The sequence below is a fragment of the Nocardia sp. CC201C genome, assembly GCF_030010695.1.
Taxonomy (GTDB): Bacteria; Actinomycetota; Actinomycetes; order Mycobacteriales; family Mycobacteriaceae; genus Nocardia; species Nocardia otitidiscaviarum.
The window spans coordinates 1-25,173 of sequence record NZ_JASCXP010000056.1; the positions used below are offsets into that span (position 1 = coordinate 1).

Genomic DNA, 25,173 nt, shown 5'->3' on the forward strand with positions numbered 1-25,173 from the left:
GCGCGGACCCTGGCTACGCCGGGGTCTTGGTCAACTTGTCCCGGGACTTCGGGTCGTAGGTCTCCCAGAAGGTGGCACCCGGGATGCCCAGGGCCAGTGGGTCGAAGGTCGGATCCAGTCCGGCTTTCTTTTGGCGCTCGAAGTCACGCAGCGCCTTGTAGGCCGGTTGCTGCAGGATCAGGATGCCGATGATGTTGAGCCAGGCCATCAGGCCGACGCCGATATCGCCGAGGGTCCACGCGTCGGTGGCGGTGGCGACCGCGCCGATGGTGACCGAGACCAGGATCAGCGCCTGCAGCAGCAGGGTCACGTTGGAGCCGAGGGTGCCGCGGATCAGCGGAACCGGGATCGGCGCGTACTTGCCCATCAGGAAACGGAGGTTGGTCTCCGCCATGTAGTAGTAGGCGATGATCGTGGTCAGGCAGAAGAAGGCCAGCGAGATGGCGACGAAGCTGGCACCGACGCCGCTCCACAGGGTGTCCACCGCGGTCTGGGCGAAGGCCGGGCCGACCACGGTGTCCGACGGCAGCGCGCCGCCGTCGGCCAGTACCGTGCCGTCGGAGCTCTCACCCTCGAACACCCGGTACGCACCGGTCGACATCAGCAGGAAGCCGGTCGCGGTGCAGATGAACAGGGTGTCGATGTAGACCGCGAACGCCTGGACGAGGCCCTGCTTGGCCGGGTGCGAGACCTCCGCCGCCGCGGCGGCGTGCGGTCCGGTGCCCTGGCCGGCCTCATTGGAGTAGACGCCGCGCTTGACGCCCCACATGACCGCCGCGCCGAGAATCGCTCCGAAGGCCGCGTCCGCGCCGAACGCGCTGGCGAAGATGGTGCTGATGACATTCGGGATCTCCGCGGCGTTGAACGCCACGATGATCAGTGCGACCAGGATGTAGGCGATGGCCATGAACGGCACCACGACCGCGGCGAAGGCGGCGATGCGCTTGACGCCGCCGATGATCACGAAGGCCAGCAGGATGACCGCACCCACGGCCACCACCCAGGTCGGCACGTCCCACGCCTGGTTCATGGCCGAGGCCATGGAGTTGGACTGCACGCTGGGCAGCAGCAGACCGCACGCGAGCACGGTCACCGCGGCGAAGGCGAAGCCGTAGATCTTGAAGGCCGGGGCGGCGCGGGTGTGCGCCATCGCCTTGCTGATGTAGTAGGCCGGGCCGCCGCGGTACTCACCGGTCAGTTGGTCGCGGGTCTTGTAGATCTGGCCCAGGGTGCACTCCACGAAGGACGTGGACGCGCCGAGGAAGGCCACCGTCCACATCCAGAACAGTGCGCCGGGGCCGCCGAAGGCGATGGCGGTGGCGACGCCCGCGATATTGCCGGTGCCCACGCGGCCCGACAGCGACATGGCCAGCGCCTGGAACGAGGAGACGCCCGACGGCGACTTCTCGCCCTTGAGCATCAGCCGGACCATCTCCGGCACCTGGCGCACCTGAACGAATCTGGATCGGATGGAGAAGTACACACCTGCCGCCAGACACAGGTAGACCAGCCCATTGCTCCAGATATAGCCGTTGATGGTATTCAGAAAGTCAGCCAAAGCGCGTTCTCCCAGGCGAGGTGTCGATATGAAGCGCAATCCTCGCACAACGGGCATCAACCGGCTGTTAATTGACCATCACGTCGATGTTAGAAGTTGAGCGCAACCGTTCGGCTACTCGGCGATCCGGATACCCCAGCCCGGCAGCGGCGGAGCCGCCTCGGGCAGCTGGTCGGCCGGTACCCGGCTGGGCGTCTCGGCCAGATAGGCGGGATTGATGTGCGGATTGTCGAGCGCCCAGGCCGTGCACGCCGCGGCGAGGGCGGCGGCCTCGGCGTCGCGGGGCGCGGTGGCCGTGACGTCGGTGATCGTCCAGCCCTCGAAGACGTCGTAGTTCGGCGCCCGCCGATGCCCGAATTCGGTGGTGCGGGCGTCCACCCCGGTTGCCCCGGCGGTAGCGGCGGCGGGGGCGTCGGAATCGGCGGGGGCGGCGGTCGAGCGTACGGTCAGCCACACCGGGAGTCCGCGGGGCGGCTTCCCGGGCTGATCCTGCCGCCAGGTGTAGGTGGCTCCGGCATCGTAGGACTCGGCCACGTCCACGTCGTCCAGGCAGTACATGGCGGTGAAACCGGTGGCATCGGGCTGGATGCGCAGGATCCGTCCGAGAAACGTGCCCGCCCAGCGCAGCTTCCAGTCCCCCTCGGCCGCACCCGGCGGGTACGCGCCGCCATCCGGAATGCGCAGCCATTTGCCGTTCGGAATGACCTCCGCGTAGCCGGGATACGCGAGTCGCGCCCCCACCGACAGCGCCACCTGTGTGCTCTCCGCGAATGCGCGCACCACGGCCGCCTCCGGCGCGCCGAGGTCGATATCGCCCGCGGCGCTCCAGCGGAAGGTGTAGTCACCGGCCCAGGCCAGCGGGAATTCGTAATCCGCGGGCGGCACGGCCGTGGGATGGGCGAGCGCGGCGCCCTGGTGCATCGGGGTCTCGTCGCGGGTCGAGCACGCCGTCAGTCCGAGTAATGCCGCCAGCGCCGCCGCACAGCGCAGCGGGCGGGACGACGCCGGGAGCCGCGCGCGGGCGCGCGCCGGACCATCGGCGGTCGGCAACTCTGATGTTGCCCGGGGGAGAAAACGACGTATCGACATGCTGCGACGACGATAACGCAGCGGGCGTTCACCGCTGCGGGGGCTCCTCCATCCGTGCGGCGGCGGCCTCGGCGAGCGGGCGCACCGCATCGGCCAGCTTCACGAACTCCATGGGCAGCGGGAAGATCAGCGTCGAACTGCGGTCCGCCGAGATATCGGCCATGGTGGACAGCACCCGCAGTTGCAGCGCGGCCGGGCGACGCTCCATGACCTCGGCGGCCTTGCCCAGGGTTTCCGCGGCCTCCTGTTCCCCCTTGGCGTGAATCACCTTCGCGCGGCGCTCACGTTCGGATTCGGCCTGCCGGGCCATGGCGCGGCGCATGCTCTCGGGCAGCTCCACATCCTTGACCTCCACGTGGTCCACCTTGACGCCCCACGGGTTGGTGACCTCGTCGATGATCTTCTGCAGTTGCGCGTTCACCTGCTCGCGATTGATCAGCAGATCGTCCAGATCGGTCTGGCCGAGAATGCTGCGCAGGGTAGTCTGGGCGAATTGCGAGGTGGCCAGGACGTGGTCCTCCACGGCCACCACCGATCGCACCGGATCCACCACCCGGAAGTAGGTGACGGCATTGACGGTGACGGTCACATTGTCCTTGGTGATGACGTCCTGCGGCGGAATGTCCATGGTGACCGTGCGCAGTGACACCTTCACCATGCGGTCCACGATCGGGATGATGAAGAACAGGCCCGGTCCCTTGGCGTCGATCACCCGGCCGAGCCGGAAGATCACGCCGCGTTCGTATTCGTTCACGATGCGGATGGCGGCGGCCAGAATCATCAGCACGACCACCACGGCGGCTATCAGTCCGAGTATCACTTGACTCACTTCTTCTCCGGTGTGAGGGGTTCGACGACGAGGGTCAGCTCGCGCAGGTCGACCACCCGCACCCGCTGCCCGGCACGCAGCGGCGGTCCGTCGCTGCGCACGTTCCACCACGAGCCCTCCAGTCGGGCGCGTCCCCGCTCGCCCTCGGCCTCCTCGATGGTGGTCTCCTGTCCGATCAGCGTCTGGCTGCCGGAGACGGTGGGGGCGCGGCGGGCGCGCAGGGCCAGCCGTCCGGCCAGTACCGCACCCAGCCCGACGACCACGGCCGTCGGCCACAGCACGCGCGGGTCGACGTCGAACGGCTCGTCGAACAGCATCAGCCCGGACACCGCGAGGGCGATGGCCCCACCGGCGGCGAAGACCCCGATGCCGGGGGTGAACAGTTCGGCCACGAACAGCGCCACGGCCAGACCCAGCAGCAGCACGCCCGCGATATTCACCGGCAGCACGGCGAGCGAGACGAAGGCGAGCGCCAACATCACCGCACCCAGCACGCCGCCCAGACCCGCTCCGGGACTTGCCAATTCGTACAGGATGGCGAGGCTGCCGAGGGAGAGCAGCAGGAAGGCCAGCGTCGGGTTGGCCAGGGTCTGCCGCAGCTGGGCGAAGGTGCCCATGCGGTAGTCGTCCACGGCGGCGTCGGCGGTCCGCAGGGTGGTTTCGGTGCCGTCGGCGAGCCGCACGGTGCGGCCGTCGATCTCGGTCAGCAGGGTGGCGCGGTCGGCCGCCACCAGGTCCACCGCGCCGATCTCCATCGCCTCGCGGTCGGTGACCGCACGGCCCTCCCGGACGGTGTCCTCGGCGAATTCGGTATCGCGGCCCCGCTGTTCGGCGATCGACACCGCGTAGGCGGCGGCGTCCTCGACGACCTTGCCGCCGGCCTCCTCGCCACTGGCCGCGTCCACCGGGGTGGCCGCGCCGATTGTCGTGCCCGGCGCCATGGCGGCGATATGGGCGGCGGAGGTGATGATGGATCCGGCCGAGGCCGCCCGCGCCCCCGACGGCGCGACGTACACCACGACCGGGACCTGCGCGTCGAGGAATTCCCGCACGATCGCCCGCATGGCGGTGTCCAGTCCGCCGGGGGTGTCCAGTTCGAGCAGGAAGGCGCGACGCTGCTCCCGTTCGGCGCGCTGCACGCCGTCGCGCAGATGGTCGGCGACGACCGTCGTGATGGGTCCGTCCACCGAGGTCGCCAGCACACCGCTGTCCGCCTGCTGACCGTGCGCGGTGCCGCCGCCCAGCAGTGCGGAGACGAGAGCGACCGCGCCCGCCAGCAGTAGCAGCAGTGCGGGCGCGATCGCGCTCCGGTGCGGACCGGTATTCACTGTTCTTCGAGTGTCACGCGCGGGCGAACGCAAACCTCCGGATCCGCGATTCGCGCCGGTTCCTAATTCATGTCCAGGTCACGCCGCCGGAAGGCCGTGCCGCCCGTCCCGATCAGCGCGAGGGCGAGGGCGGTGAGGACGACCAGCGGGGACCAGGTCATCGGTTCCAGCGGTAGCGCGGCGGTGTGTTCGAACGGTGACAGGTTCATCACCCAGTGCGGCAGGTCCATGATTGATCCGAAGAAGGCCAGGATCATCGCGAAGCCGAACAGCGCCCAGGCCGCGCCGACCGCTCCCGGCACGACGCCGAACAGCAGCGCCGCCACCGCCAGCACCACCAGGACCGCGGGCAGATACACCAGATGCGCCGCGATGACCTTGCCCAGGTAGGAGCCGTCGCCGATGGAGATGGCCGCCGACACGCCCAGTGCCGCGCCCACCACCAGCAGCAGGGCGGCCGCCCCGGCCGCCAGCACCCCGATCCAGCCGCCGAACAGCGCCCAGCGGCTGGTGCCGGTGGCCAGCACGGGTTCGGCGTGGCCCTTGGTCTCCTCGCCGCGCAGCGACTGCACACCGAGGATGACGAAAATCGCCACCAGCAGGGCGTCGAAGACGGCCATGGTGCTGACGTAGCCGTCCAGCATGCGGCTCGGGTCACCGCCCATGACGTCGACGACATTGTCGGGCAGATCCTCGAACGCGTCGACCAGGGTGCTGGTGAGCGCGCCGTAGAGCAGCCCGCTCGCCGCCAGCGCCAGCGACCAGCCGATCAGGCTGGCCCGCTGGAGCCGGAAGGCAAGGGCGACAGGGGTATCGAGCCAGGCGGGGGCCTCGCGGTTACCGCGGCGCGGCGCGACCAGGCCGGCGTTCAGATCGCGGCTGCTCGACAGTGCGTAGCCGATCGCCGCCGTCGCGACGGCACAGCCGACCGACAGTGCCAGCGGCCACCAGCGCGGATCCACGTAGGCGCGGGTCTGCTGCGACCAGGCCAGCGGGGAGAACCAGGACAGCGCGCTGCCGCCCTCCCGGATCGTATCCCCGGCCGCGCGAACCACATACGCCACGCCGAGTGCGGCACCGGCCATACCCGATGCGGCGCGGGAGTATTCGGTGATCTGCACGGTCACCGCGGTGATCCCGGCGAAGACCAGACCGGCGGCGCCGACGCTCGCGCCGAACAGCGGCGCACCGCTGGTATCGAGACCGGAGATGGCGAAGCTGCCCGCGATCAGCAGGGAGAGCGCCACATTCGCGGCCACCGCCAGCAGCAGCGCCGCGGTGAGCGGGGCGTGGCGGCCGACGGCGTTGGCGCGGATCAGCTCGGCTCGGCCGGTCTGCTCCTCCACCCTGGTGTGCCGGGAGATGAGCAGGATGTTCATCAGCGCGGCCAGCAGCAGGAAGTACAGCCCGTAGATGGCGACGATCACGGATTCGATGGTGGGATCGGTCAATCCGTAGCCCGGACCGGCGATGAGCGCGCCCATGGTGCCCTCGGCGAATTGGCTGACCGCGCGCAGATCCTCCTGGGTCTTGTACACCTGCGGCAGCGCGGCCGCGTAGTACAAACCCATGAAGGTGATGCCGATGATCCAGGCGGGCAACTTGATTCGGTCGCGGCGCAGCATGAAGCGCAGCAGGGTGCCGGTCCCGGTGAAGGCGGTGCCGGACCCGGCGGCGGGCCGGGTGGGCGCGGCGGTACCGGTGCGGGTGCTCATCGCGCGCTCACTCCCTGGCCGTTGCCGCTGGCGGCGAGTTCGTCGCCGTAGTGCCGCAGCATGAGTTCCTCGAGGGTGGGCGGATGGCTGGTCAGTGAGCGGATCCCGGCGGCGCTGACCCGGGCGATGGCCGCGTCGAGCGCCGCGCCGTCGACATCGAAGCGCAGCCTGCCGTCCTCGGTGGTGACGTGGTGGACACCGGCCAGTTCCGCCAGTCCCGTGACCGGACGCTCGGTCACGGCCTCGACCGAGGTGCGGGTGAGATGCCGCATCTCGGTGAGGGTTCCGGACTGCACGACACGACCCTGTCGGATGATGCTCACCCGGTCGGCGAGCTTCTCCACCTGGGCCAGAATGTGACTCGACAGCAGGACGGTCGCACCGGCGCTCTTCACCTCGTGCACCACGTCCTGGAAGACGACCTCCATCAGCGGGTCGAGGCCCGCGGTGGGTTCGTCGAGCAGGAACAGTTCCACGTCGGCGGCCAGTGCGGCGATGAGCGCGACCTTCTGCCGGTTGCCCTTGGAGTAGGTGCGCCCCTTCTTGGTCGGGTCGAGATCGAAGCGTTCGATGAGTTCGTCGCGCAGCCGCTTGTCCAGTCCGCCGCGCAGGCGGCCGAACAGGTCGATGGCCTCGCCGCCGGTGAGGTTGGGCCACAGCTCCACGTCGCCGGGAACGTAGGCGAGTCGCCGGTGCAGGTCCACCGCGTCGTTCCAGGGGTCGCCGCCGAGCAGGTTCACCTCGCCCCGGTCGGCTTGGAGTAGTCCGAGCAGGACCCGGATGGTGGTCGTCTTCCCCGCGCCGTTCGGGCCCAGGAAGCCGTGCACCTCGCCCCGGGCGACCTGCAGATCGAGGCCGTCGAGTGCCTGGGTGGGGCCGAAGGACTTGTGCAGTCCGGTGATGGCGATGGCGTTGTCCATGAAGGCAGCGTACATATCTTTCATAAATTTGTGAATGTTCTAAAAGCTATGATGTAGCTACTCAGCGATCACGGGAAATGGGAGGTTGAACGGGTGTCGACAGCGCCGGAGGATCAGCAGGAGGAAGCCGTCCTGCGGTTCGTGGAACAGTTCGCGCTGTTGCTCACCGAATCCGGCATGCCGCGTACCTCGGCGCGGGTGTTCGCCTTCGTCCTCGCCGATGACGCCGAGCGCTACACCGCCCAGGAACTGGCCCGGGGCCTACGGGTGAGCCCGGCCGCCGTCTCGGGAGCGGTCCGCCATCTGGTTCGGATCGGACTGCTGGGCCGCGAGCGCGAACCCGGTGCGCGTCACGACACCTACCGCGTCTACGACGACGACGTCTGGTACGCCATCACCATGCAGCGGCAGGCGGCGCTGGACCGCTCGGTAGGCTTCCTCGTCGAGGGCGTCGAACTGCTCGACCACGCTCGCCCCGGCGGCCGCCGGGTGCGCGAAACACTCGAGTACTACCGGTTCATGCGCGCCGAACTGCCGCACACGATGCGACGATGGCAGCAGCGCCGCCAGGAGCTGTTCGGGGACGAGACCGCGTCCGCCGATCCTGTCGGCTGATCCGAGAGGAGTGTTGGTGTCGGCGAATCCGGCCGCATCCGACCGTGGCGACGCCACGGCCCGCTTCGTCGAGAAGTTGGCGCTGGGGCTCACCGATATGGGCTGGCCCCGGATGCCCGCGCGAGTGTTCGCGGCACTCATGGTGACCGAGGAGGGCCGGATGTCGGCCCGGGAGCTCACCGAGGCGCTGTCGATCAGCCCCGCGGCGGTATCCGGCGCGGTGGCCTACCTCGACCAGGTCGGGTTGATCACCAAGGAACGCGTGCCCGGCGAACGCCGCGACTCGTACCGGCTGCGCGACGATCTGTGGTACGCGAGCTTCCTCAAACGCGACCGCATGATGAAGATGTGGTCCGAAACCGCCGGTGAGGGCGTCGAACTCCTCGGCGCGGACACCCCGGTGGGACGCCGCCTCGCCGAGATGCGCGACTTCTTCGACTTCTTCGTCGCCGAACTCCCCGTACTCTTCGACCGCTGGCACGCCCGCCGCGCCGGGGAGTCCTGACGCCGACCGCTCACTCGCTCGCGGTGGGAACCAGTGCGAGCTGCCAGAATTCGGCGTAGCGGCCACCCAGTCGCAGCAATTCGTCGTGGGTGCCCTGCTCGACGATCCGACCATTGTCCAGGAAGGCGATGCGGTCGGCCCGTCGCACGGTGCGCAGCCGGTGGGCGACCTGCACCACGGTGCGACCCGCGGTGAGGCGGTCGAGGGCGGCGTGCACGGCCGCCTCGTTGAGCGGGTCCAGCGCGGCGGTGATCTCGTCCAGCAGGATGACGGGGGAATCCTTCAGCAACGCTCGCGCGATCGAGACGCGTTGGCGCTCACCGCCGGACAGGAGTGCGCCGCCCTCGCCGACCGGAGTGTCCCAGCCCCGGGGCAGTCGTGCGACCACCTCGTCCAGGCGGGCGGCGGTGGCCGCCGCCCGGACTTGCTCGGGCGCGGCGTCGGGGCGGCCGAGGCGGACGTTCTCCTCGATGGTGCCGTCGAAGAGGTACACCTCCTGGAACACGATGGCGATGCGCTCCATCAGTGTCTCCGTGGCGATGTCGCGCACATCGACGCCGCCGAGGCGCACCGCGCCCGCGTCCACGTCGTGGAACCGGGCGAGCAGCTGGAGCAGGGTGCTCTTGCCCGCACCCGACGGTCCGACGACGGCGAGGCGGCTGCCCTCCGGCACCGACAGCGTCACGCCGTCGATCATCGTGCGTCCCTGTCGGCCCGCGCTCGCCGGCGATGAACCCAGCGTGACGGCGTCGAGATCCAGATCCGCGCGCACCGGCTCGATCGGCCGGCGCGGCTGCGGCAGCGACGGGGTGCGCAGCACCGCGTCGAGGCGGGCCAGTTCCGCTCGGGTGGCACGCATCTTGCTGCCGATCTCCGCCTGCGACAGCAGCGGGTCGGTGCAGCGGGCGGCGAGGACCAGCACCACCAGCAGTTCGGCCGCGCCGATGGCTCCGCCCAGTGCCAGATACGCGCCCAGCGCCAGCAGGGCGGTGAACACCGCCTGCACCGTGACCGTGAGGCCGATGATGCCGGGCAGCGCCGACAGCGTGGAGCGGCGTGCGGTTCGCTCGAGTGCGGACAGCGCGTCGTCGAGCAGGTCGAAGCGAGCGGCGGTGCGGCCGCCGCTGCGCAGCACCGGCTGCGCCTGCAGGTATTCGATGACACGCCCGGCGGCCTCGCTGCCGCGTTCGAGCCGTTGGGCGTCGGCGGCGGCGCTCGCGCGCCCCGCCCACCGCTGAATCGCCACCACGACCGGCACCGCGAGCAGGGCGGCCAGGCCCAGCCGCCAGTCGACGACGAGGACCACGGCCAGGATCGTCAGCGGGGTCACGGATGCGGAGATGAACGGGGACAGCAGATGCGCCGCCGCGCCCATGGCACCCAGGATGCCCTCGCCGGCCAGCGTCGACACCTGCCCGACGCGACCGGAGTCGAACCAGCCCAACGGCAGCCGGGCCAGATGATCGCCGAATCGGTGATAGACGCCGCGCAGCAACGCGATGCCGACGCGGAAGCCGGACAGGTCACTGCGATAGCGCAGCACGGCGTAGCCCGCGACCGCGCCCGCGAAGGCGATCAGCCAGGGGCGGGCGTCGCCGGGATGGTCCCCGAACAGGGCTCGCAGTACGGGCACCAGCAGCGCGTAGGACAGCCCTTCGGCCAGGGCGGCCGCGGTCATGAGGGCCACGGTGCGCCGCATGGGCGCGGCGTAGTCGGGCCCCAGCAGTCGTAGCAGCATGCGAATCATGAGTGGTCGGCTCCCGGTGTGATATCGCCGTCGATGTGGGCGGATCGGTGTGCGTGCCAGAGGGCGGCGAAACGGCCACCGCGCGCCAGTAGTTCTGCGGGTCGGCCGGATTCGACGATCTGCCCGTCCGCGAGCACGACGGCGGTGTCGGCGTCGGCGATGGTCTCGAGCCGGTGTGCGATCACGAGTACCGTGCGGTCACCCGCCAGCGCGGCCAGGGCGTCGCGCACGGCGCGTTCGGTGCGTGGGTCGGCGAAGGCGGTCGCCTCGTCGAGCACCAGCACCGGAGCATCGGCGAGCAGTGCCCGGGCGATCGAGATCCGTTGCGCCTCACCGCCCGACAGTCGCACGTCCGCGCCGACCACCGCGTCGTAGCCGCGCGGCAGTTCGAGAATCCGGTCGTGGATGTTCGCCAGTCGGGCGACGCGCACGATCGCGTCGCGGTCGGCGTGCGGTACCGCCAGCGCGATGTTCTCGGCGATCGACGCGCGCAGCAGCCGCACATCCTGGAAGACGAACGAGACCGATGCGTGCAGATCACGGCTGTCGATATCGCGCAGATCGACTCCACCGAGCCGGATCCGGCCGTGGGTCGGGTCGAAGAAGCGCGGCAACAGCTGTGCCAGCGTGGACTTTCCGCTGCCCGAAGGTCCCACGACGGCGGTGACCGTGCCGGGCTCGAGGGTCAGGTCGATACCGCGCAGCACCTCGTGGTCGTCGTCGTAGCCGAAGCGGACGCCGCGCAGTTCGACGCGGTGCCCCCGCGGCCGCTTCGGGTGGTCTGGTGTCGAAAGCGGCGGTACCGCAAGCACGTTCCGGATACGGCCGAATGCGGCACGGGCCTCGACCAGATCGTCGAAGCCGTGGCCGAGGGCGGCAACGGGTGCGGTCAGTCCCAGTCCGAGCAGCAGGAAGGGCAGCAGATCGGCCGGGGCCAGCGAGCCGCCGGTGATCAGCGCGGCACCGCCGACAAGGATCACCAGCAGGACGAACGGTGGCGACAGCGCCACCGACACGGCCGCGGCGGGTCCGGACAGGCCGAGCACCCAGCGACGGAAGACGTCGGCGAATTCCGCTGTGGCCGTGCGGAACGCGTGATGCGCCCGCTGGCCGCCGCCGAATGCCTTCACCACCGCGATGCCCTGGACGAACTCCACCGCCGCGGCGGCGATGCGGGCCATGGCCGCATCGCGGTCCTGCTGTTCGCGCTGCCGGGTCGGGGTCAGCATGAGCGGAACCACGGCCACCGCCAGCACCACCGGGATCAGGGTGATGAGCGTGAGCCGCCAGTCGACGGTGACCAGGTAGGCCAGCGCGACCAGTGGCACCACGAAGGCGTTGACGAGTTCGCCCGGGGCGTGCGCGAGCAACGGATGCACGGCGCTCACATCACGTCCCACCACGGTGGCCAGTTCGCCGGTGCGTCGCCGGGAGACCCAGCCGATCGGCACCGTTCCCAGGTGCGCGGCCAACCGCCGCCGCAGCCACAGCTGGATGCGGCCGTCGAGCAGATGACCGATGCCCGCGGACGCGGCCGTGCACAGCAGGCGCACGAACAGGCCGACCGCACCGGCGACGACCGCGAATCGGACGTCCCCATGGTCGAGAGGATTGGGCGACAACAGCATTCGGCCGAGTTCGACGACCGCCAGCAGCGGGGCGAGACCGGCGATCGCGGCGATGATCTGCAGGATGACGACGGCCGCGAAACCGGGTCCGTAGCGGCGTGCGAGGTGCGGCGCGGACAGGTCGTCGGCGGGCTCGGCGAGGTCGGTGGCAGGCATGGCTCCATCCATTTCTATACGCGTAAAATAAAGGTACCTCGAGCGCACGCTTCGAGCCACCGCCCCGGGCGGCCCGCATCGGGGAGTAGGGGAGGATGGTCGGATGTCCGGAGCAACAGCACCACGGGGCAGGGCGGGCCGACCGGCGCGGCTGTCCCGGGAATCGATCGTCGCCGCCGCCGACCGGGTACTGCGCGACGAGGGGCCGGAGGCGCTGTCCATGCGGCGGCTGGCCAAGGAGCTCGACAGCACCGCGATGGCGCTGTATCACCACGTGCGCGACAAGGACGAACTGCTGCTACTGGTCCTGGAGTCGCACGCGCGGGAGATCCCGCGACTGGAGTTGCCCGATGATCCCCGGCAGCGGTTGCTCGCCGCGGCGCTGGTGCTGTACGAACGTCTGGCCGAACGTCCGTGGATCGTGGAGGTGTTGGCGGCCGACCCGCTCGTCGTCCCCTCGGCGATGCCCATGGTGGAGGTCATGATGGCGGCGGCGGTGGCCTGCGGACACACTCCCGAGCAGGCCGTCGACGTGTATCGCACCCTCTGGTACTACATCGTCGGCGATCTGGTCATGCGCGCGAACCGGGAACGCCGACAGGCCGCGCCGGAGCGTGCCGCCGCGCTGGACCGCGCCGACGCGCTGGCCGACCTCGACGTGACCGCACTGCCCACGGTCGCCGCGGTCGCCGACCGCTGGGCCGAGTTGACCGTCCGGGATACCCACCGCCAGGGCCTGGCCGCCATCGTGGACGGCCTGCTGCCGCCCTCGGTGCGTCCGGAATGATCGCGGAAAGGGCTGCCGGACAGTACCATTGATTGTCTTCCGGAATATGGCGATACCCACAGGGCCCTTCCATACAGACGACCGGTGATTCGGCTGCCCGCCGCCCGGTCGAGGCGAGAGGCTGGAAGCGTCATGGATAGGAAGCGTTCCCGGACAGGTCGTGCACGGACAGGCCGTTGGTGGGCAGGCAGGGTCGCGGCCGCGGTCGGCCTGGTGGCGGCCGGACTCGTCGTCGCCGCGCCCGCGCAGGCCGAACCGCTGTGGCCGGGCGGACCCGATATCCCGGGTGTCCCGGCGATCATCCCGCCGCCACCGCCCGCACCGGTGGTCGCGCCGTGTGACGCCTCGGCGCGCATGTGCATGCGGCTGTCGACCAATGAGGCGTGGCTGATGGAGGACGGCCGGGTCACCTACGGGCCGACGCCGATCTCGCACGGACGGCCCGGATACGAGACGCCGCCGGGGACCTTCCGGGTCGCGTTCAAACGGGAAGATCACTGGAGCACCCTGCACCACGTGCCGATGAAATGGGCGGTCTTCTTCAACGGGGACATCGCCACCCATATCGGACCGATCGAGGAGCAGTCGCACGGGTGCATCCGGATGACGCCGGAGGGTGCGGAGACGACGTTCCATCATCTGTCACCGGGTGACGTGGTGCAGGTGGTCGTCTAGACCGGACTCACTGCTGGACCGGACTCACTGCTGGACCGGACTCACTCCGAGTCGGCGAAGACGCTCTCCCCGGCGGTGGCGAGTACGGCCCCGCGCTCCTGGATCAGCCACCGCCCGCAGACGCAGCGGAGGTAGCGCACGTCGCCGTGGGTGGACACGGTGGTCGGGGTGGGCCAGGCGCAGGTGGGGCAGGTGGCTGACATGGCTCCACCCTGCTGTAATGGTTCAGTGCATTTCAACCCTTACGGCGGGGTGGCGGCCGAACTGGCCGCGCGCCTGGTGAACGCCTCACCCGAACAAGACCTCGGTCGCCTGCTGGCCGAAGCGGATTACCAGCCGCTCGGCCCCATCGACGCCCGCCAGCAGGCCGAATTGCGGCGCTGGAGCGAGGCACTCGACGCGGTCTTCGACCGGCCGTCGGTCGAACTGCTCAACGCGCTGCTGGCCGCGACGACCAGTCGCCCCTACATCTCCACCCACGACGGCCGCGCCCCGCATCTGCACTACTCCGACGAGACGGCCCCGGTGGACGAGCGGGTGAAGGCGTACACGGCCTTCGGCCTGGCGTCGCTGTTCTGCGAGGACCCGCACCGCATCGGCCGCTGCGCCCGCGACGGCTGCGCCATCGTATTCGTGGACACCTCCCGCAACGGCCGCCGCCGCTTCTGCTCCACCCGCTGCTCGACGGCCGTGCACGTCGCCGCGCACCGCCGCCGCGCCAGCCGCTGACCTACCGCGTGCGGGTGGCGAGAACCGCCGTCGCTACGCCGAATGCGGTGAGGACGGCGATGCCCAGCGCCATGAGCCTGGCCGAGTCCACCACCGACGCGTCCCCGAGCCGGATCAGCGTGCCCGCGATGGCCGAGGTGACGGCGTAGGTGATGAGCTGGGTGGTGTTGAGCGCCGCCGCGGCCTGCGCGCCCTCCGCCGGATCGTCGGTGCTGCTCATGGCTGCCACGCTCAGGTGCGGAAAGGCCAGGCCGATGCCCGTGCCCGCGACGAAGAGCACCACCGCCCAGGCGATGACGACGACGCCGGGGGCGGCGTCGGCCTGGAGCAGGCCGTAGGCGAGCAGTCCGCCGGTGAGCAGCAGCGGTGCGATGCGGATCGCCCGCCGCGCGGCGGGCGCGGTGAGGCCGACGCTGAACAGCTGCGCCACCACCCAGCCGACCGACAGTGCCGCGCCGAGCAATCCGGCGACGAGCGGTGACAGACCGCCGAGGCGCTGGCCGAACAGCGGCACGAAGTTCTCGGTCATCACCCCCGCGCACAGCGCCGCCACCGTCAGATAGACCCATTTGAGGGAATTCCCGCGCGCATAGGTGGAGCGGGGGAGGACGCTCACCGCGCCCCTGGCGTCGATCGACAGGAACGCGGCGATCAGCAGCACGCCCGCGACGAGTGCGATGGTGGTCGAAATGCCCTCGGGTACGGTCGAACTCAGGCTGAACGCGCTGGCCGCGAGGGTCAGTGTCACCAGTGCGGCCACCGGAACGGGGCTGCGGTCGGTGGATTCGGCCGCGCGCGGCAGTGTGCGGCGGGTGAGCGCGGCCAGCAGCAGCGCCACCGCCAGCAGCAGTCCGTAGGCCCACCGCCACGCCCCGAGTTCGGCGAACAGTCCGCCCAGCGCGGGCCCGATCAGCGTCCCCACTCCCCACATGGCCGATACCAGCCCGGCTCCGCGCGCCCAGAGGTGTTGCGGCAGCGTACTTCTGATGACCGCGAAGCCGAGCCCGGCAAGCAGCCCACCGCCGAGGCCCTGCACCACCCGGCCCACGACGAGTAGCTCCATGGTCGGGCTGAGCGCATTGATCGCGGCTCCGAGGGAGAAGACCAGGAAACCGGCGAGGTAGGCGGCCGCCGCGCCCCACCGGCCGAGCACGCGGCTGACCAGCATGGCGGCGATCACCGCCGCCATGAGGAAGCCGGTCGCCACCCACGCGTAGTATCGCGCGCCGCCGATATCGGCCACGATCGACGGCATCAGCGCGGCGGTGAAGTAGAGGTTCATCGCATACAGCGCGACGCCGCCCGCGAGCACGAGCACACTGGCGAGATAGCGTCCGGAGAACAGTTCGGACCAGCCGCCGGTCACGGCACCCGATGCGCCGTCCTCCGGATTCGTCGTAGTCACTGGGGGTTTCGATGGTGTTGCGGTCACAGGGCGCTACGCTAGAACTTCAAGTTCTATTGAAGTCAAGAGAGCGGGTATGGGACAGGCACCGACCGATCTGCTGACCATCGGCGAACTCGCTCGGCGCGCGGGCGTCGCCACCTCGGCCGTGCGCTTCTACGAGGAGCAGGGCCTGATCTCCTCGGTCCGCACCTCCGGCAATCAGCGCCGCTACCGCCGCCATGTGCTGCGGCGGCTGTCGCTGGTGCTGTTCGCCAAGCGGCTCGGGATTCCGCTGGCCGAGGTGGCCGAGGTGTTCGTGGCGCTGCCCGAGGACCGGATGCCGAGCAAACGCGACTGGGACCGGATCGCCAGACGCTGGAGCGACCACCTCGAGGCGCGGCGGCGGGAGATCGAGCAGCTACAGCGGGAACTCACCGGGTGTATCGGCTGCGGCTGCCTGTCGCTGCGGCGCTGCTACCTGCTCAATCCGAGTGACACTCTGGCCGAGCGCGGGTCGGGGCCCTACCGGCTGCTGCATCCGGAGGCCGACGATCGGCCCGATGTCGACGGCCGGTGATCAGGGCCCGATGTAGACGGCCCCTGATCAGGGGGCGGGGCGGATGCCGCGCAGCGGAACCATGGAGTAGACCCACCAGTCGCGGCGGGGGAGTTCGCAGCGCAGCAATTGGACGTACATGGGCGTCCATTCGCCGCCCGCGACGGGGCGGATGCGGACCGGGCGGCGGGGGATGTCGGTGGGCGGGATATCGGTGTTCCAGAGGCGCTGCCAGTCGGGGGAGCGGGCGCAGAGTTCGGTGATCTCGGCGATGCGCTCGGGGGCGGTGACGCCGTGGGCCATATGCCGGAACGAATGCACCATGAGGTGCACCTCGCGTTCCCAATCGGCGATGACCTCGCGGGCGACCGGATGCAGCAGCATCCAGGCCATGATGTTGGTGCCCGGTTCCTCCAGGCCCGGGAACGCGCGCCGGTACGCGGCGTTACCGGCGATCAGATCCAGGGCGGGGACGGTCTGGTAGCAGGCCGGGTACGGGATGCTTTCCAGGAAGTCCAGCTCCGCGCGGCTCGGCGCCTGTGTCGTGGCCGAGATCGCGGTGAGTTCCGGTTGCAGCACGTTGGCCGCGTACTCGCGGTAGTTGATCGGCACGTCGAGCGCGTCGAACAGCGCGCCCAGGGCGGTGGAGGTCGGCGGCCGGGTGCCCTGTTCCAGTTTCTGGATGAGCCCCTCGGAGATGCCGGCCCGGCGGGCCAGCTCGGCGCGGGTCAGACCCGCGGCCGCGCGGCGTTCTCGCAGGTAACCGGCGATGGCCTCCCGTGGCTCCACTGCGGGTGCGACCTCCTGAGACGACTACTGCCAACGGCTGGCGATTACCCGATGAACCTACCGCCAGATGGGGTGATTGCCCGAACCGTCGGAGTGACGCACATCTCACCCGGTCCGGTAACTGGGACAAATTGGGACAGGACTTCGGCTTGACCCCCGGCGGGTCGACTCGGGATGCTCTCAGGGCCGTCCGAGACAGGATGGCTGCCGGATGCCAGGAGGGGACGGTATGGACGCGGTCGGCGAGGATCGCGGCCCGTACCGCTGGGGTATCCCCCATGGCGAATCGGCCCGCACCGGGACGCCATGGGCGACGATGTCGCCGCGGTCGGTGCGCTCTGGGGAGTCGCGCACCGATCGCGGCGCACGCGGGCTCAGCCGGTGGGGCGGCAGCGCACCGGATTGTCGAGTTCGTCGCAGGGGATGTTGCCGTGCGCCCGCAGGATGTCCCGGCCGAGCTGGGTGGTGAGGTAGCGCAGGAAGCTGGCGGTGAGGGATTCGGCGGCGGGGTCGCCGTAGGTGTAGGCGAATTCGGTGTTCCAGAACGGATAGGCGCCGTGCGTGGCATTGAGCAGCTCGGCCGCGTGCCCGTCGATGCGGACCAGGGTGACGTCACGGCGGGGCACGGCCGCGCCCAGCTCCGCGTAGCCCAGAGCGCCGGGCAGGGCGGCGACGGTGGTGAGGACCTCCGCGGTGCTCAGCCGTTCGCAGCGGACCGGTCCGCTGGCGGCCGGATTGCCGATGGTGCGGCAGTCGGTGGAATTGGCGTCGGGATGCCACGCGCCGTCGAGTAGTTGGTTCTCGAAGGTCTGACGGGTGCCCGAGCCCCGATTGCGGCCGACGATGCGGACCGGCAGGTCGCGCCCGCCGAGCTCGCTCCAGTTGGTGATCGAACCCTCGTACAGCGCACGGATATTCGCACGCGACAGATCGGCGACCCCCGTGTCGGGATGCACGACCAGGGTGAACAGCGAGAACGCCACCGGGCGGGGGAGCAGGCGGGGGTAGCCGTCCCCCTTCTCACCGTCGGAAACGGCCACCATGGCGGGTGAGGCGTTGTCGGCCGCCGCCGATCCGGCGGCGTTCAGGGTTTGCAGCCCGACCTCGCTGCCGCGGAAGTCGGCGGTGAAGTCGGCGTCGGGGCAGACCTTCTCGTAGGCGGTGGCGGCGGCCTGGATGGCCGGGGCGAGCGCGGTCGAACCGGTGAGGGTGAGCCGGCCCGGCGCGCAGTCCAGCGGTGCGGCCCGGGGCTGGGTCACCGCGATGGTGAGCTGTACGGCGATGACCGACACCAGGAACAGGATCAGGGCGACGCCCCAGGGACTGGGGCGGGTGCGGCTGCGGTTCTCGTGCACACGGCCGTTCTTGAGCCGTCCCTCCAGCCGCGGCGCGGGGTAGTCGTCGGTGCCGCCGGTGCGGCGCAGGATGGTGAGCAGTTTGTAGTGGTCGCCTCGGTTGAGCGGGACCCGGGGTAGGTCGAGGACGCCGAAGTCGCGCTCGGTGTCCTCGCGGACGGCGATGCCGGCGGTGCCGGTGAGGCTGCGGCCCAGATCGCGGTCGCTGAGTTCGGTGACGGCGTAGCCGACCACGCGCCGCCGCTCGAAGATGACCGACAGACCGGCGGCCACGCCGTCGTGCACCCGGTAGTCGTGCTGGTCGATGGTGGTGGCGCCGTCGTTCTCCACCCGCAGCAGCACGATGGACAGGTCGGTCAGCGAGCCGTCGGGACGCGGGCGCAGCTGAGTCAGCAGGCCCGGGAACGCGGATTCGACCTCGCCGGTGACGGGGGTGTCCATCTGCACGCGATAGCCGAGGCGTTTGCGTCCGACCACGACGAATTCCCAGAGGAACGCCAGCGCCGGTACGAGGATGCCGAGAATCGCCGACACCTCGGCCAAAGGAAAGCCTTCCACCCCGCCCACTCCCGAGAATCGTTGGAAGAAATCGATTCTGATTCATACACCAGGGCGGCGACACCCGCAGGTCCGGATGTTCGGCCGGTGTTCTCCCGGTCGCAACCGAGGCGGGGCGGTACGGCGGGTGGAACGGTGTTGTTTCAACTGAATTCGGCTCGGGTTGCCGCGGAGGTCGGAGTCTGCCGTGACAACCCGAGGGCGAGTGGGTGATTCGATGCGGTCTACAGCGTCGGGCAGAAGCCGCCTACCCCCGGTGGGCTCGCGGGCACGATGCGCTCGGGAGCCGGAACGGGGCGTTCGGGTATGGCCCCGGCCGGTGAGCCGGGTGAATGGTTGCCCGGCCCGGGGGCCGGAGCCGGTCCGACATCGCCGGAAGCCCAGGCGGCGGCGGGATTCAATGCGATCAAGGCGGCACAAACAGACGCACCGACGAACAGGCCGATGTGCTTTTTCTCCGTCATGGATTTCGACGGTACAACCAGCTCAAGGGAATTCGGCGGAGCCCGGCCGGTCGGTCGCGTTTCGATTGACGGTATTGTTACAAAGTCGAGTCAACAGACCGATCAGTTTCTGTCTTGCTTCCGCAGCGCCGACGCCGCCTTGCGCGCGGCGACCAGCACCGGATCCCAGACCGGAGAGAACGGCGGGGCGTAGCCGAGATCGAGGGCGATCATCTGCTCCACGGTCATGCGGGCGGTGAGCGCGACCGCCGCGATATCGATGCGCTTGCCCGCACCCTCTCGTCCGACGATCTGCACGCCGAGCAGGCGGCCGGAGCGGCGTTCGGCCAGCATCTTCACCGTCATGGGAGCGGCACCCGGGAAATAGCCGGAGCGACTGGTGGATTCGATGACGACGGTGACGAATTGCAGTCCGACCGCGCGGGCGTCCTTCTCGCGCAAGCCCGTTCGCGCCACCTCCAGATCGCAGACCTTGCTGACCGCCGTGCCGACCACGCCGGGGAAAGTGGCGTAATCGCCGCCGACGCCGGAACCGATGATCTGCCCGTGTTTGTTGGCGTGGGTGCCGAGCGGGATATGACGTTCGGAACCGGATACGAGATCGAGCACTTCCACGCAATCGCCTCCGGCCCAGATGTTCTCGTAACCGCGCACCCGCATGGCCAGGTCGGTGAGCAGGCCGCCGGATCGCCCCAGCGGCAGCCCCGCCGCCCGGGCGAGCTCGGTGGCCGGGCGCACGCCGATGCCGAGTACCACCACATCGGCGGGGTATTCGGCGTCGGCGGTGGTGACCGCGCGCGCCCGACCCGCGTCGTCGGTGCGGATGCCGGTCACCTCCGCATTGCCGACAACGCGAATGCCCATGCCTTCCATGGCTTTCCGGATGAGCACGCCCATATCCGGGTCGAGGGTGGACATGGGTTCGGTGCCCCGGTTCACCAGGGTGACGTCGAATCCGCGACTGATCAGCGCCTCCGCCATCTCGACGCCGATATAGCCCGCGCCCACCACCACCGCGCGCCTGCCCGCGACGGTCTCCAGGGTGTCGATGAGCGCCTGCCCGTCGTCGAGAGTCTGCACGCCGTGCACCCCGGCCGCGTCGATGCCGGGCAGCGGCGGCCGAATCGGCGTCGCACCGGTGGCGAGCACGAGTTTGTCGTAGTCCCACCAACTCTCGGCCCCGGTCTCCAGTTCGCGCGCCCGCACCCGGCGGCCGGGCACGTCGAGTTCGACCGCCTCGGTGCGCAGCCGCAGATCGATATCCCGCGCCCGATGCTCCGCTGGGGTCCGCGCGATGAGTTCGTCGCGGTCGGTCACGTCGCCGCCCACCCAGTAGGGAATGCCGCACGCCGAGTACGAGGTGAAATGCCCCCGTTCGAACACCACGACCTCGAGTTCCTCGACGCGCCGCAACCGGCGCGCCTGCGATGCCGCCGACATTCCCGCCGCATCCCCGCCGATGATCACCACGCGCTCGCTCATACGCCCCACGGTACGAGAAGTCGCCCCACTCCGACGGGCCGCCACGGGGTGGCTGTCACTCCGGATCGCCCGCGACCCACACCGACGCCATGGTGAACGGATGGCCGCGCAGTTCGGCCCACTTCGGCTTGGCGGTGATCCAGGTGTCGTCGATGGTGGACTCGGCCAGTTCGACGAGCCGCCATCCGGACGCCGTGCCCGCGCTCACGTGGTCGCTGACCCGGTGCAGGTGGGTGCTGATGGCGAGAGGTTCCCCGGCGTCCGAGGTGTAGTGGGTGGGCATACCGGCCACCATCATGAACTGCGGGTGGTAGCTGACCAGGACGAACAGTCCGCCCGGGGTGGCCAGGCGGCGGGCCTCGCGGTAGAGCGGCGGCAACGCGGGGAGGTGTTCGTCGATGAGCGAGGCGATGACGAGGTCGTAGGCACCGCCGTCCCAGCCGGTCTCACGGACGTCGCCGTGGGTGAGCGAGGCGTGGACGCCGCGCTCCCGCGCCCATGCCAGCATGCCCGCGCTCAGGTCGATGCCGTCGACGCGTGCCGTGCCGTGCCGACGCAACCAGTCCCCGGTGCGGCCGGTGCCGCAGCCCAGATCCGCGGCCCGGCGCACCCGGGCCCAGTCCGGCCGCCGCAGGCGCGCCAGCAACGCCAGGTCCATCGCGTCCAGGACGGTGTTCTCGTAGGTGTCGGCCCAGCCGTCGTATCCGGTGGCGACATCGACGGTGCGGTAGTGGCGACGATCGAAGTCCGCGAAGCTCGGCATGGCCACATCTTGCGTGGCGCGTGCGGTTGTCGCCATGGGATTTCCGGACCGTGCGGTCAGCGGATGGTGACCGCGCCCGCGATGACACCCCAGAGTCGGTCGGCGGCGTCGTCGACGGTGGGGCGGGGGTCGCGGCGCAGCAGGTCGGCGATGCCGTAGCGCAGAGCGCCGATGATGCAGGCTCCGGCCAGTTCGGGGTCGATGCGGGGGTCGATGTCGCCGTCCCGCTGGCCCTGGCGGATATTGCGGCCCGCGGCGGCGGTGAGGCGGGTGAGCGCGCCCGCCTCCAGTTCGGCCACCTCCGGTTCCATCGCGATCCGGGTGAGCAGCAGTTCCGCGAGGGGGTCGCCGAAGTGGTAGGCGACGAAGTTGCGGGTGCGGGCGTGTTCCCGGTCGGTCCAGTGCACGCCGGCGGGGAGGGTGTCGTCGGCGATGGCCGCGACCAGTCCGGCGTGGAATCGCTCGTAGACGGCGACCAGCAGACCGGCCTTGGAGCCGAAGTGGTGGTAGAGCGCGCCGGTGCTGAGGCCGGAGCGGCGTTTGAGGGCGTGCAGGTCGACCGTGCCGTTGCCGTCGAGGAGTTCGGCGCGGGCGGCGTCGAGGAGCTGTTGACGTCCCAGGGGTGCGCGTGCCACAGTCGGAGAATAACAGAATTCGGTTATGTTATAGGGATCGGAGGGCGTCGTGAGCGCCGAAGTCACATCGGTCGTCGACCTGGCCGGGGATCTGGCCGGAAAATACCGCCGCACCGAAAGTAGCGGCAGCGCTGTCGATCCGGAGATCGTCGCGGCCGACCTGGCCGCCGTGCGGCGCGACGGCTACGTCGTCCTGGAGAACCTGCTGACCCCGGACGAACTCGACGAGATCCGGTGCGAGATGCGCCCGCTGCTCGACCGGACCGGCCGCAACAACTTCGAAGGGCATGCGACCCAACGGGTCTACAGCCTGCTGAACAAGACGCGCAGCTGCGACCGCGTGGTCGCCCATCCCCGCGTGCTGGCCCTGCTGGACCGCCTGCTCATGCCGAACTATCTGCTGTCCATGCTCCAGGCGATCAATATCCTGCCCGGTGAGGCGGCCCAGATGCTGCACACCGACGACGGGTTCTACCCGCTGCCGCGCCCGCGCCCGGCCCTGAGCGCGGCCACCATCTGGGCCGTGGACGCATTCACGCCCGTCAACGGCGCGACCGACATCATCGCGGGCAGCCACCGCTGGGGCGACCGGCTGCCGGACGAGACCGATATCCGGGTGCCGGTGGTCATGCCCGCCGGATCGTGCGTGTTCTTCCTCGGCACGCTGTGGCACGGCGGCGGCGCGAACACCGCGGCGGATCCGCGGCTCGCGCTCACCGCCCAGTACTGCGAACCCTGGCTGCGCCCGCAGGAGGCGTTCACGCTGTCGACGCCGCACGACATCGTGCGCATCGTGAGCGAGGACATCCGGCGCATGCTGGGGTACAGCATTCACCCGCCCTTCATCGGCCAGGTGAACGGCATGCACCCCAAACGCCTACTGGAGCAGGAGGATTAGCTACAGGGGGGTCACGTAGGCCCCGGAGATGCCGCCGTCCACCAGGAACTGCGAGGCCGTGATGAACGAGGCGTCGTCGCTGGCCAGGAAGGCCACGGCGGCGGCGATCTCCTCCGGTTCGGCGAAACGGCCCAGCGGAATGTGCACCAGGCGGCGCGCGGCGCGCTCCGGATCCTTGGCGAACAGCTCCTGGAGCAGCGGCGTGTTCACCGGCCCGGGGCACAGGGCGTTGACTCGAATGCCCTGGCGGGCGAACTGCACCCCGAGTTCGCGGCTCATGGCCAGCACACCGCCCTTCGAGGCGGTGTAGGAGATCTGGGAGGTGGCCGCGCCCATGACCGCGACGAAGGAGGCGGTATTGATCACCGACCCCCTGCCGCGCTCGAGCATGTGTTCGATGGCGTACTTGCTGCACAGGTAGACCGAGGTCAGATTGACCTCCTGCACCCGCCGCCACGCGTCCATGCCCGTGGTGAGGATCGAATCGTCCTCCGGCGGTGAGATTCCCGCGTTGTTGAAGGCGATATCCAGTCCGCCGTAGGTGTCCACCGCGGTCTGGAACAGGGCGCGGACCTGGGTCTCGTCGGTGACGTCGGCCTTCACGTACAGCCCGTCCACCGCGGCGGCCGCGGCCGCGCCGGTGGTGGGGTCGATATCGGCGACGACGACCTTCGCGCCCTCGCGCGCGAAGCGGCGGACCGTGGCGAGGCCGATGCCGCTGCCGCCGCCGGTGACGACCGCTACTCGATCCTGTAAGCGCTGCAACGCATCTCCTCTGGGGTGGGGTGACGGGATATCACTCGGTGGCGATGAAGACGTTCTTGGTCTCGGTGAAGGCGCGGGCGGCGTCCGGCCCGAGTTCGCGGCCCAGCCCGGACTGCTTGAACCCGCCGAACGGTGTCGAATACCGCACGGAGGAGTGCGAATTCACCGACAGGTTCCCGGCCTCCACCGCCCGGCTGACTCGCAGTGCGCGTCCGACGTCGGAGGTCCACAGCGAGCCGGACAGGCCGTATTCGGTGTCGTTCGCGATGCGGATGGCGTCGGCCTCGTCCTCGAAGGGCAGGACGGCCACCACCGGACCGAACACCTCCTCGGTGACCACCCGGTCCGTCGGGCTCCCGGGCAGCACCACGGTGGGTGCGAACCAGAAGCCGGGGCCGTCCGGGCAGGTTCCGGTGAACGCCACCGTGGTGGCGGGCTCCAGGAATCCGGCCACCCGCTCGCGGTGCGCGGCCGAGATGAGCGGACCCATCTCGGTGGACTCGTCGGCGGGATCGCCCACCCGCACCGCCTGCACGGCCGGTTCCAGCAGCTCCAGGAAGTGGTCGAACACACTGCGCTGCACCAGGATTCGCGAGCGCGCGCAGCAGTCCTGACCGGCGTTGTCGAAGACCGCGTAGGGTGCGGTGGCGGCGGCGCGCTCCAGATCGGCGTCGGCGAAGACGATATTGGCGCTCTTGCCGCCGAGTTCCAGGGTCACCCGCTTCACCTGCTCGGCGCAGCCCGCCATGATCTGCTTGCCGACCTCGGTGGAGCCGGTGAACACCACCTTGCGCACCGCCGGATGGGTCACGAATCGCTGACCCACCACCGACCCCTTACCCGTGACGATCTGGAAGACGCCCTCGGGCAGCCCGGCCTCGCGGGCGAGTTCGCCCAGGCGGATGGCGGTGAGCGGAGTCAGCTCGGCCGGTTTGAGCACCACGGTGTTCCCGGCCGCGAGCGCGGGTGCGAAACCCCAGGCGGCGATGGGCATGGGGAAGTTCCACGGCACGATGATGCCGACCACCCCGAGCGGTTCGCAGAAGGTGATGTCCACGCCGCCGGCCACCGGAATCTGACTGCCCAGCAGGCGTTCCGGCAGTCCTGCGCTGTAGTGCAGCACATCGCGCACATTGCCCGCCTCCCAGCGCGCATTGCCGATGGTGTGCCCGGCATTGCGCACCTCGAGCCGGGCCAGCTGCTCCAGATCGGCGTCCACAGCCTCGGCGAACCGGCGCAG

General features: G+C 70.0%; 25 protein-coding genes. 7 read left to right on the forward strand and 18 right to left on the reverse strand.

Features of this window, described 5'->3' with window-relative positions; all coding sequences use genetic code 11:
- Positions 1 to 13: 13 nt before the first annotated feature.
- From QK444_RS08895 to QK444_RS08920, 6 genes are all read right to left on the reverse strand, one after another.
- Positions 14 to 1,558 carry an alanine/glycine:cation symporter family protein gene (locus tag QK444_RS08895; protein WP_282778854.1) on the reverse strand — a complete coding sequence of 515 codons (1,545 nt, stop codon included), beginning with the start codon at positions 1,556 to 1,558 and terminating at the stop codon, positions 14 to 16.
- Between the two features lie 114 nt (positions 1,559 to 1,672).
- Positions 1,673 to 2,647 carry a hypothetical protein gene (locus QK444_RS08900; RefSeq protein WP_282778856.1) on the reverse strand — a complete coding sequence of 325 codons (975 nt, stop codon included), beginning with the start codon at positions 2,645 to 2,647 and terminating at the stop codon, positions 1,673 to 1,675.
- Between the two features lie 28 nt (positions 2,648 to 2,675).
- On the reverse strand, positions 2,676 to 3,476 hold the full coding sequence (locus QK444_RS08905) for a slipin family protein (protein ID WP_282778858.1): 801 nt from the start codon (positions 3,474 to 3,476) through the stop codon (positions 2,676 to 2,678).
- Positions 3,473 to 4,804, reverse strand: coding sequence for a nodulation protein NfeD (locus QK444_RS08910; protein ID WP_282778860.1), 1,332 nt, complete (start codon positions 4,802 to 4,804; stop codon positions 3,473 to 3,475). Before QK444_RS08910 ends, QK444_RS08905 begins: the two co-directional genes overlap by 4 nt.
- A gap of 62 nt (positions 4,805 to 4,866) precedes the next feature.
- Positions 4,867 to 6,519 carry an ABC transporter permease gene (locus tag QK444_RS08915; RefSeq protein WP_282778861.1) on the reverse strand — a complete coding sequence of 551 codons (1,653 nt, stop codon included), beginning with the start codon at positions 6,517 to 6,519 and terminating at the stop codon, positions 4,867 to 4,869.
- A complete protein-coding gene (locus QK444_RS08920) occupies positions 6,516 to 7,439 on the reverse strand; it encodes an ABC transporter ATP-binding protein (protein WP_282778862.1) in 924 nt (307 codons plus the stop codon). Before QK444_RS08920 ends, QK444_RS08915 begins: the two co-directional genes overlap by 4 nt.
- Before the next feature lie 93 nt (positions 7,440 to 7,532).
- On the opposite strand from QK444_RS08920, the gene QK444_RS08925 reads away from it, so the two are divergent.
- Positions 7,533 to 8,054, forward strand: coding sequence for a MarR family transcriptional regulator (locus QK444_RS08925; RefSeq protein ID WP_282778863.1), 522 nt, complete (start codon positions 7,533 to 7,535; stop codon positions 8,052 to 8,054).
- 16 nt (positions 8,055 to 8,070) lie between these two features.
- Positions 8,071 to 8,559, forward strand: coding sequence for a MarR family transcriptional regulator (locus QK444_RS08930; RefSeq protein WP_282778864.1), 489 nt, complete (start codon positions 8,071 to 8,073; stop codon positions 8,557 to 8,559).
- Between the two features lie 10 nt (positions 8,560 to 8,569).
- On the opposite strand, the gene QK444_RS08935 is transcribed toward QK444_RS08930, so the two are convergent.
- On the reverse strand, positions 8,570 to 10,306 hold the full coding sequence (locus QK444_RS08935; protein WP_282778865.1) for an ABC transporter ATP-binding protein: 1,737 nt from the start codon (positions 10,304 to 10,306) through the stop codon (positions 8,570 to 8,572).
- A complete protein-coding gene (locus QK444_RS08940) occupies positions 10,303 to 12,090 on the reverse strand; it encodes an ABC transporter ATP-binding protein (protein ID WP_282778866.1) in 1,788 nt (595 codons plus the stop codon). Before QK444_RS08940 ends, QK444_RS08935 begins: the two co-directional genes overlap by 4 nt.
- A gap of 103 nt (positions 12,091 to 12,193) precedes the next feature.
- Between QK444_RS08940 and QK444_RS08945 the strand changes: the two genes are divergently transcribed.
- Both QK444_RS08945 and QK444_RS08950 read left to right on the forward strand, forming a co-directional pair.
- Positions 12,194 to 12,877 carry a TetR/AcrR family transcriptional regulator gene (locus QK444_RS08945; RefSeq protein ID WP_282778868.1) on the forward strand — a complete coding sequence of 228 codons (684 nt, stop codon included), beginning with the start codon at positions 12,194 to 12,196 and terminating at the stop codon, positions 12,875 to 12,877.
- A 213-nt stretch (positions 12,878 to 13,090) separates the two neighbouring features.
- Positions 13,091 to 13,552, forward strand: a complete 462-nt coding sequence (locus tag QK444_RS08950; RefSeq protein WP_282778869.1) for a L,D-transpeptidase — start codon at positions 13,091 to 13,093, stop codon at positions 13,550 to 13,552.
- A gap of 41 nt (positions 13,553 to 13,593) precedes the next feature.
- Here the strand turns inward: QK444_RS08950 and QK444_RS08955 are convergent, their stop codons facing one another.
- On the reverse strand, positions 13,594 to 13,755 hold the full coding sequence (locus QK444_RS08955) for a hypothetical protein (RefSeq protein ID WP_162836489.1): 162 nt from the start codon (positions 13,753 to 13,755) through the stop codon (positions 13,594 to 13,596).
- A gap of 25 nt (positions 13,756 to 13,780) precedes the next feature.
- Here QK444_RS08955 and QK444_RS08960 point away from each other — a divergent pair, with 25 nt between their 5' ends.
- Positions 13,781 to 14,281 (forward strand): CGNR zinc finger domain-containing protein, encoded by a 501-nt coding sequence (locus QK444_RS08960; RefSeq protein ID WP_282778871.1) that lies wholly within the window; start codon positions 13,781 to 13,783, stop codon positions 14,279 to 14,281.
- A 1-nt stretch (position 14,282) separates the two neighbouring features.
- On the opposite strand, the gene QK444_RS08965 is transcribed toward QK444_RS08960, so the two are convergent.
- Entirely contained in the window at positions 14,283 to 15,686 is a 1,404-nt protein-coding gene (locus tag QK444_RS08965) for an MFS transporter (RefSeq protein WP_282778872.1), read from the reverse strand.
- A 76-nt stretch (positions 15,687 to 15,762) separates the two neighbouring features.
- Between QK444_RS08965 and soxR the strand changes: the two genes are divergently transcribed.
- A complete protein-coding gene (gene soxR / locus QK444_RS08970) occupies positions 15,763 to 16,245 on the forward strand; it encodes a redox-sensitive transcriptional activator SoxR (protein ID WP_282778874.1) in 483 nt (160 codons plus the stop codon).
- Between the two features lie 27 nt (positions 16,246 to 16,272).
- Here the strand turns inward: soxR and QK444_RS08975 are convergent, their stop codons facing one another.
- The 6 genes from QK444_RS08975 to QK444_RS09000 all read right to left on the reverse strand — a co-directional run bounded on the left by QK444_RS08975 (position 16,273) and on the right by QK444_RS09000 (position 22,270).
- Complete coding sequence (locus QK444_RS08975) at positions 16,273 to 17,013, reverse strand: helix-turn-helix domain-containing protein (RefSeq protein WP_282778876.1); 741 nt, start codon at positions 17,011 to 17,013, stop codon at positions 16,273 to 16,275.
- A 374-nt stretch (positions 17,014 to 17,387) separates the two neighbouring features.
- Positions 17,388 to 18,926 (reverse strand): substrate-binding domain-containing protein, encoded by a 1,539-nt coding sequence (locus QK444_RS08980; RefSeq protein ID WP_282778877.1) that lies wholly within the window; start codon positions 18,924 to 18,926, stop codon positions 17,388 to 17,390.
- Positions 18,927 to 19,150: 224 nt separating this feature from the next.
- Positions 19,151 to 19,390, reverse strand: coding sequence for a hypothetical protein (locus QK444_RS08985; RefSeq protein WP_143980227.1), 240 nt, complete (start codon positions 19,388 to 19,390; stop codon positions 19,151 to 19,153).
- A gap of 102 nt (positions 19,391 to 19,492) precedes the next feature.
- Positions 19,493 to 20,872, reverse strand: coding sequence for an FAD-dependent oxidoreductase (locus QK444_RS08990; protein ID WP_282778879.1), 1,380 nt, complete (start codon positions 20,870 to 20,872; stop codon positions 19,493 to 19,495).
- A gap of 55 nt (positions 20,873 to 20,927) precedes the next feature.
- Positions 20,928 to 21,671 (reverse strand): class I SAM-dependent methyltransferase, encoded by a 744-nt coding sequence (locus QK444_RS08995; protein WP_282778881.1) that lies wholly within the window; start codon positions 21,669 to 21,671, stop codon positions 20,928 to 20,930.
- Between the two features lie 20 nt (positions 21,672 to 21,691).
- Positions 21,692 to 22,270: a TetR/AcrR family transcriptional regulator gene (locus QK444_RS09000; protein ID WP_280356595.1), complete on the reverse strand. Its 579-nt coding sequence runs from the start codon at positions 22,268 to 22,270 to the stop codon at positions 21,692 to 21,694.
- Between the two features lie 49 nt (positions 22,271 to 22,319).
- Between QK444_RS09000 and QK444_RS09005 the strand changes: the two genes are divergently transcribed.
- Positions 22,320 to 23,168, forward strand: a complete 849-nt coding sequence (locus tag QK444_RS09005; protein ID WP_282778884.1) for a phytanoyl-CoA dioxygenase family protein — start codon at positions 22,320 to 22,322, stop codon at positions 23,166 to 23,168.
- On the opposite strand, the gene QK444_RS09010 is transcribed toward QK444_RS09005, so the two are convergent.
- Together QK444_RS09010 and QK444_RS09015 are read right to left on the reverse strand one after the other, a co-directional pair.
- Entirely contained in the window at positions 23,169 to 23,933 is a 765-nt protein-coding gene (locus QK444_RS09010; protein ID WP_282778886.1) for a 3-oxoacyl-ACP reductase, read from the reverse strand.
- Positions 23,934 to 23,964: 31 nt separating this feature from the next.
- A partial coding sequence (locus QK444_RS09015; protein ID WP_282778887.1) for an aldehyde dehydrogenase family protein occupies positions 23,965 to 25,173 on the reverse strand: 1,209 nt, incomplete at its 5' end.

Excerpts from the sequence above, each read along its gene's own strand:
- QK444_RS08955 (WP_162836489.1), bottom strand. The coding sequence starts at position 13,755 with ATGTCAGCCACCTGCCCCACCTGCGCCTGGCCCACCCCGACCACCGTG.
- QK444_RS08995 (WP_282778881.1), bottom strand. The coding sequence starts at position 21,671 with ATGGCGACAACCGCACGCGCCACGCAAGATGTGGCCATGCCGAGCTTC.
- QK444_RS08920 (WP_282778862.1), bottom strand. The coding sequence starts at position 7,439 with ATGGACAACGCCATCGCCATCACCGGACTGCACAAGTCCTTCGGCCCC.
- QK444_RS08940 (WP_282778866.1), bottom strand. The coding sequence starts at position 12,090 with ATGCCTGCCACCGACCTCGCCGAGCCCGCCGACGACCTGTCCGCGCCG.
- QK444_RS08935 (WP_282778865.1), bottom strand. The coding sequence starts at position 10,306 with ATGATTCGCATGCTGCTACGACTGCTGGGGCCCGACTACGCCGCGCCC.
- QK444_RS08900 (WP_282778856.1), bottom strand. The coding sequence starts at position 2,647 with ATGTCGATACGTCGTTTTCTCCCCCGGGCAACATCAGAGTTGCCGACC.
- QK444_RS08915 (WP_282778861.1), bottom strand. The coding sequence starts at position 6,519 with ATGAGCACCCGCACCGGTACCGCCGCGCCCACCCGGCCCGCCGCCGGG.
- QK444_RS08945 (WP_282778868.1), top strand. The coding sequence starts at position 12,194 with ATGTCCGGAGCAACAGCACCACGGGGCAGGGCGGGCCGACCGGCGCGG.
- QK444_RS08985 (WP_143980227.1), bottom strand. The coding sequence starts at position 19,390 with ATGACGGAGAAAAAGCACATCGGCCTGTTCGTCGGTGCGTCTGTTTGT.
- soxR (WP_282778874.1), top strand. The coding sequence starts at position 15,763 with ATGGGACAGGCACCGACCGATCTGCTGACCATCGGCGAACTCGCTCGG.
- QK444_RS08990 (WP_282778879.1), bottom strand. The coding sequence starts at position 20,872 with ATGAGCGAGCGCGTGGTGATCATCGGCGGGGATGCGGCGGGAATGTCG.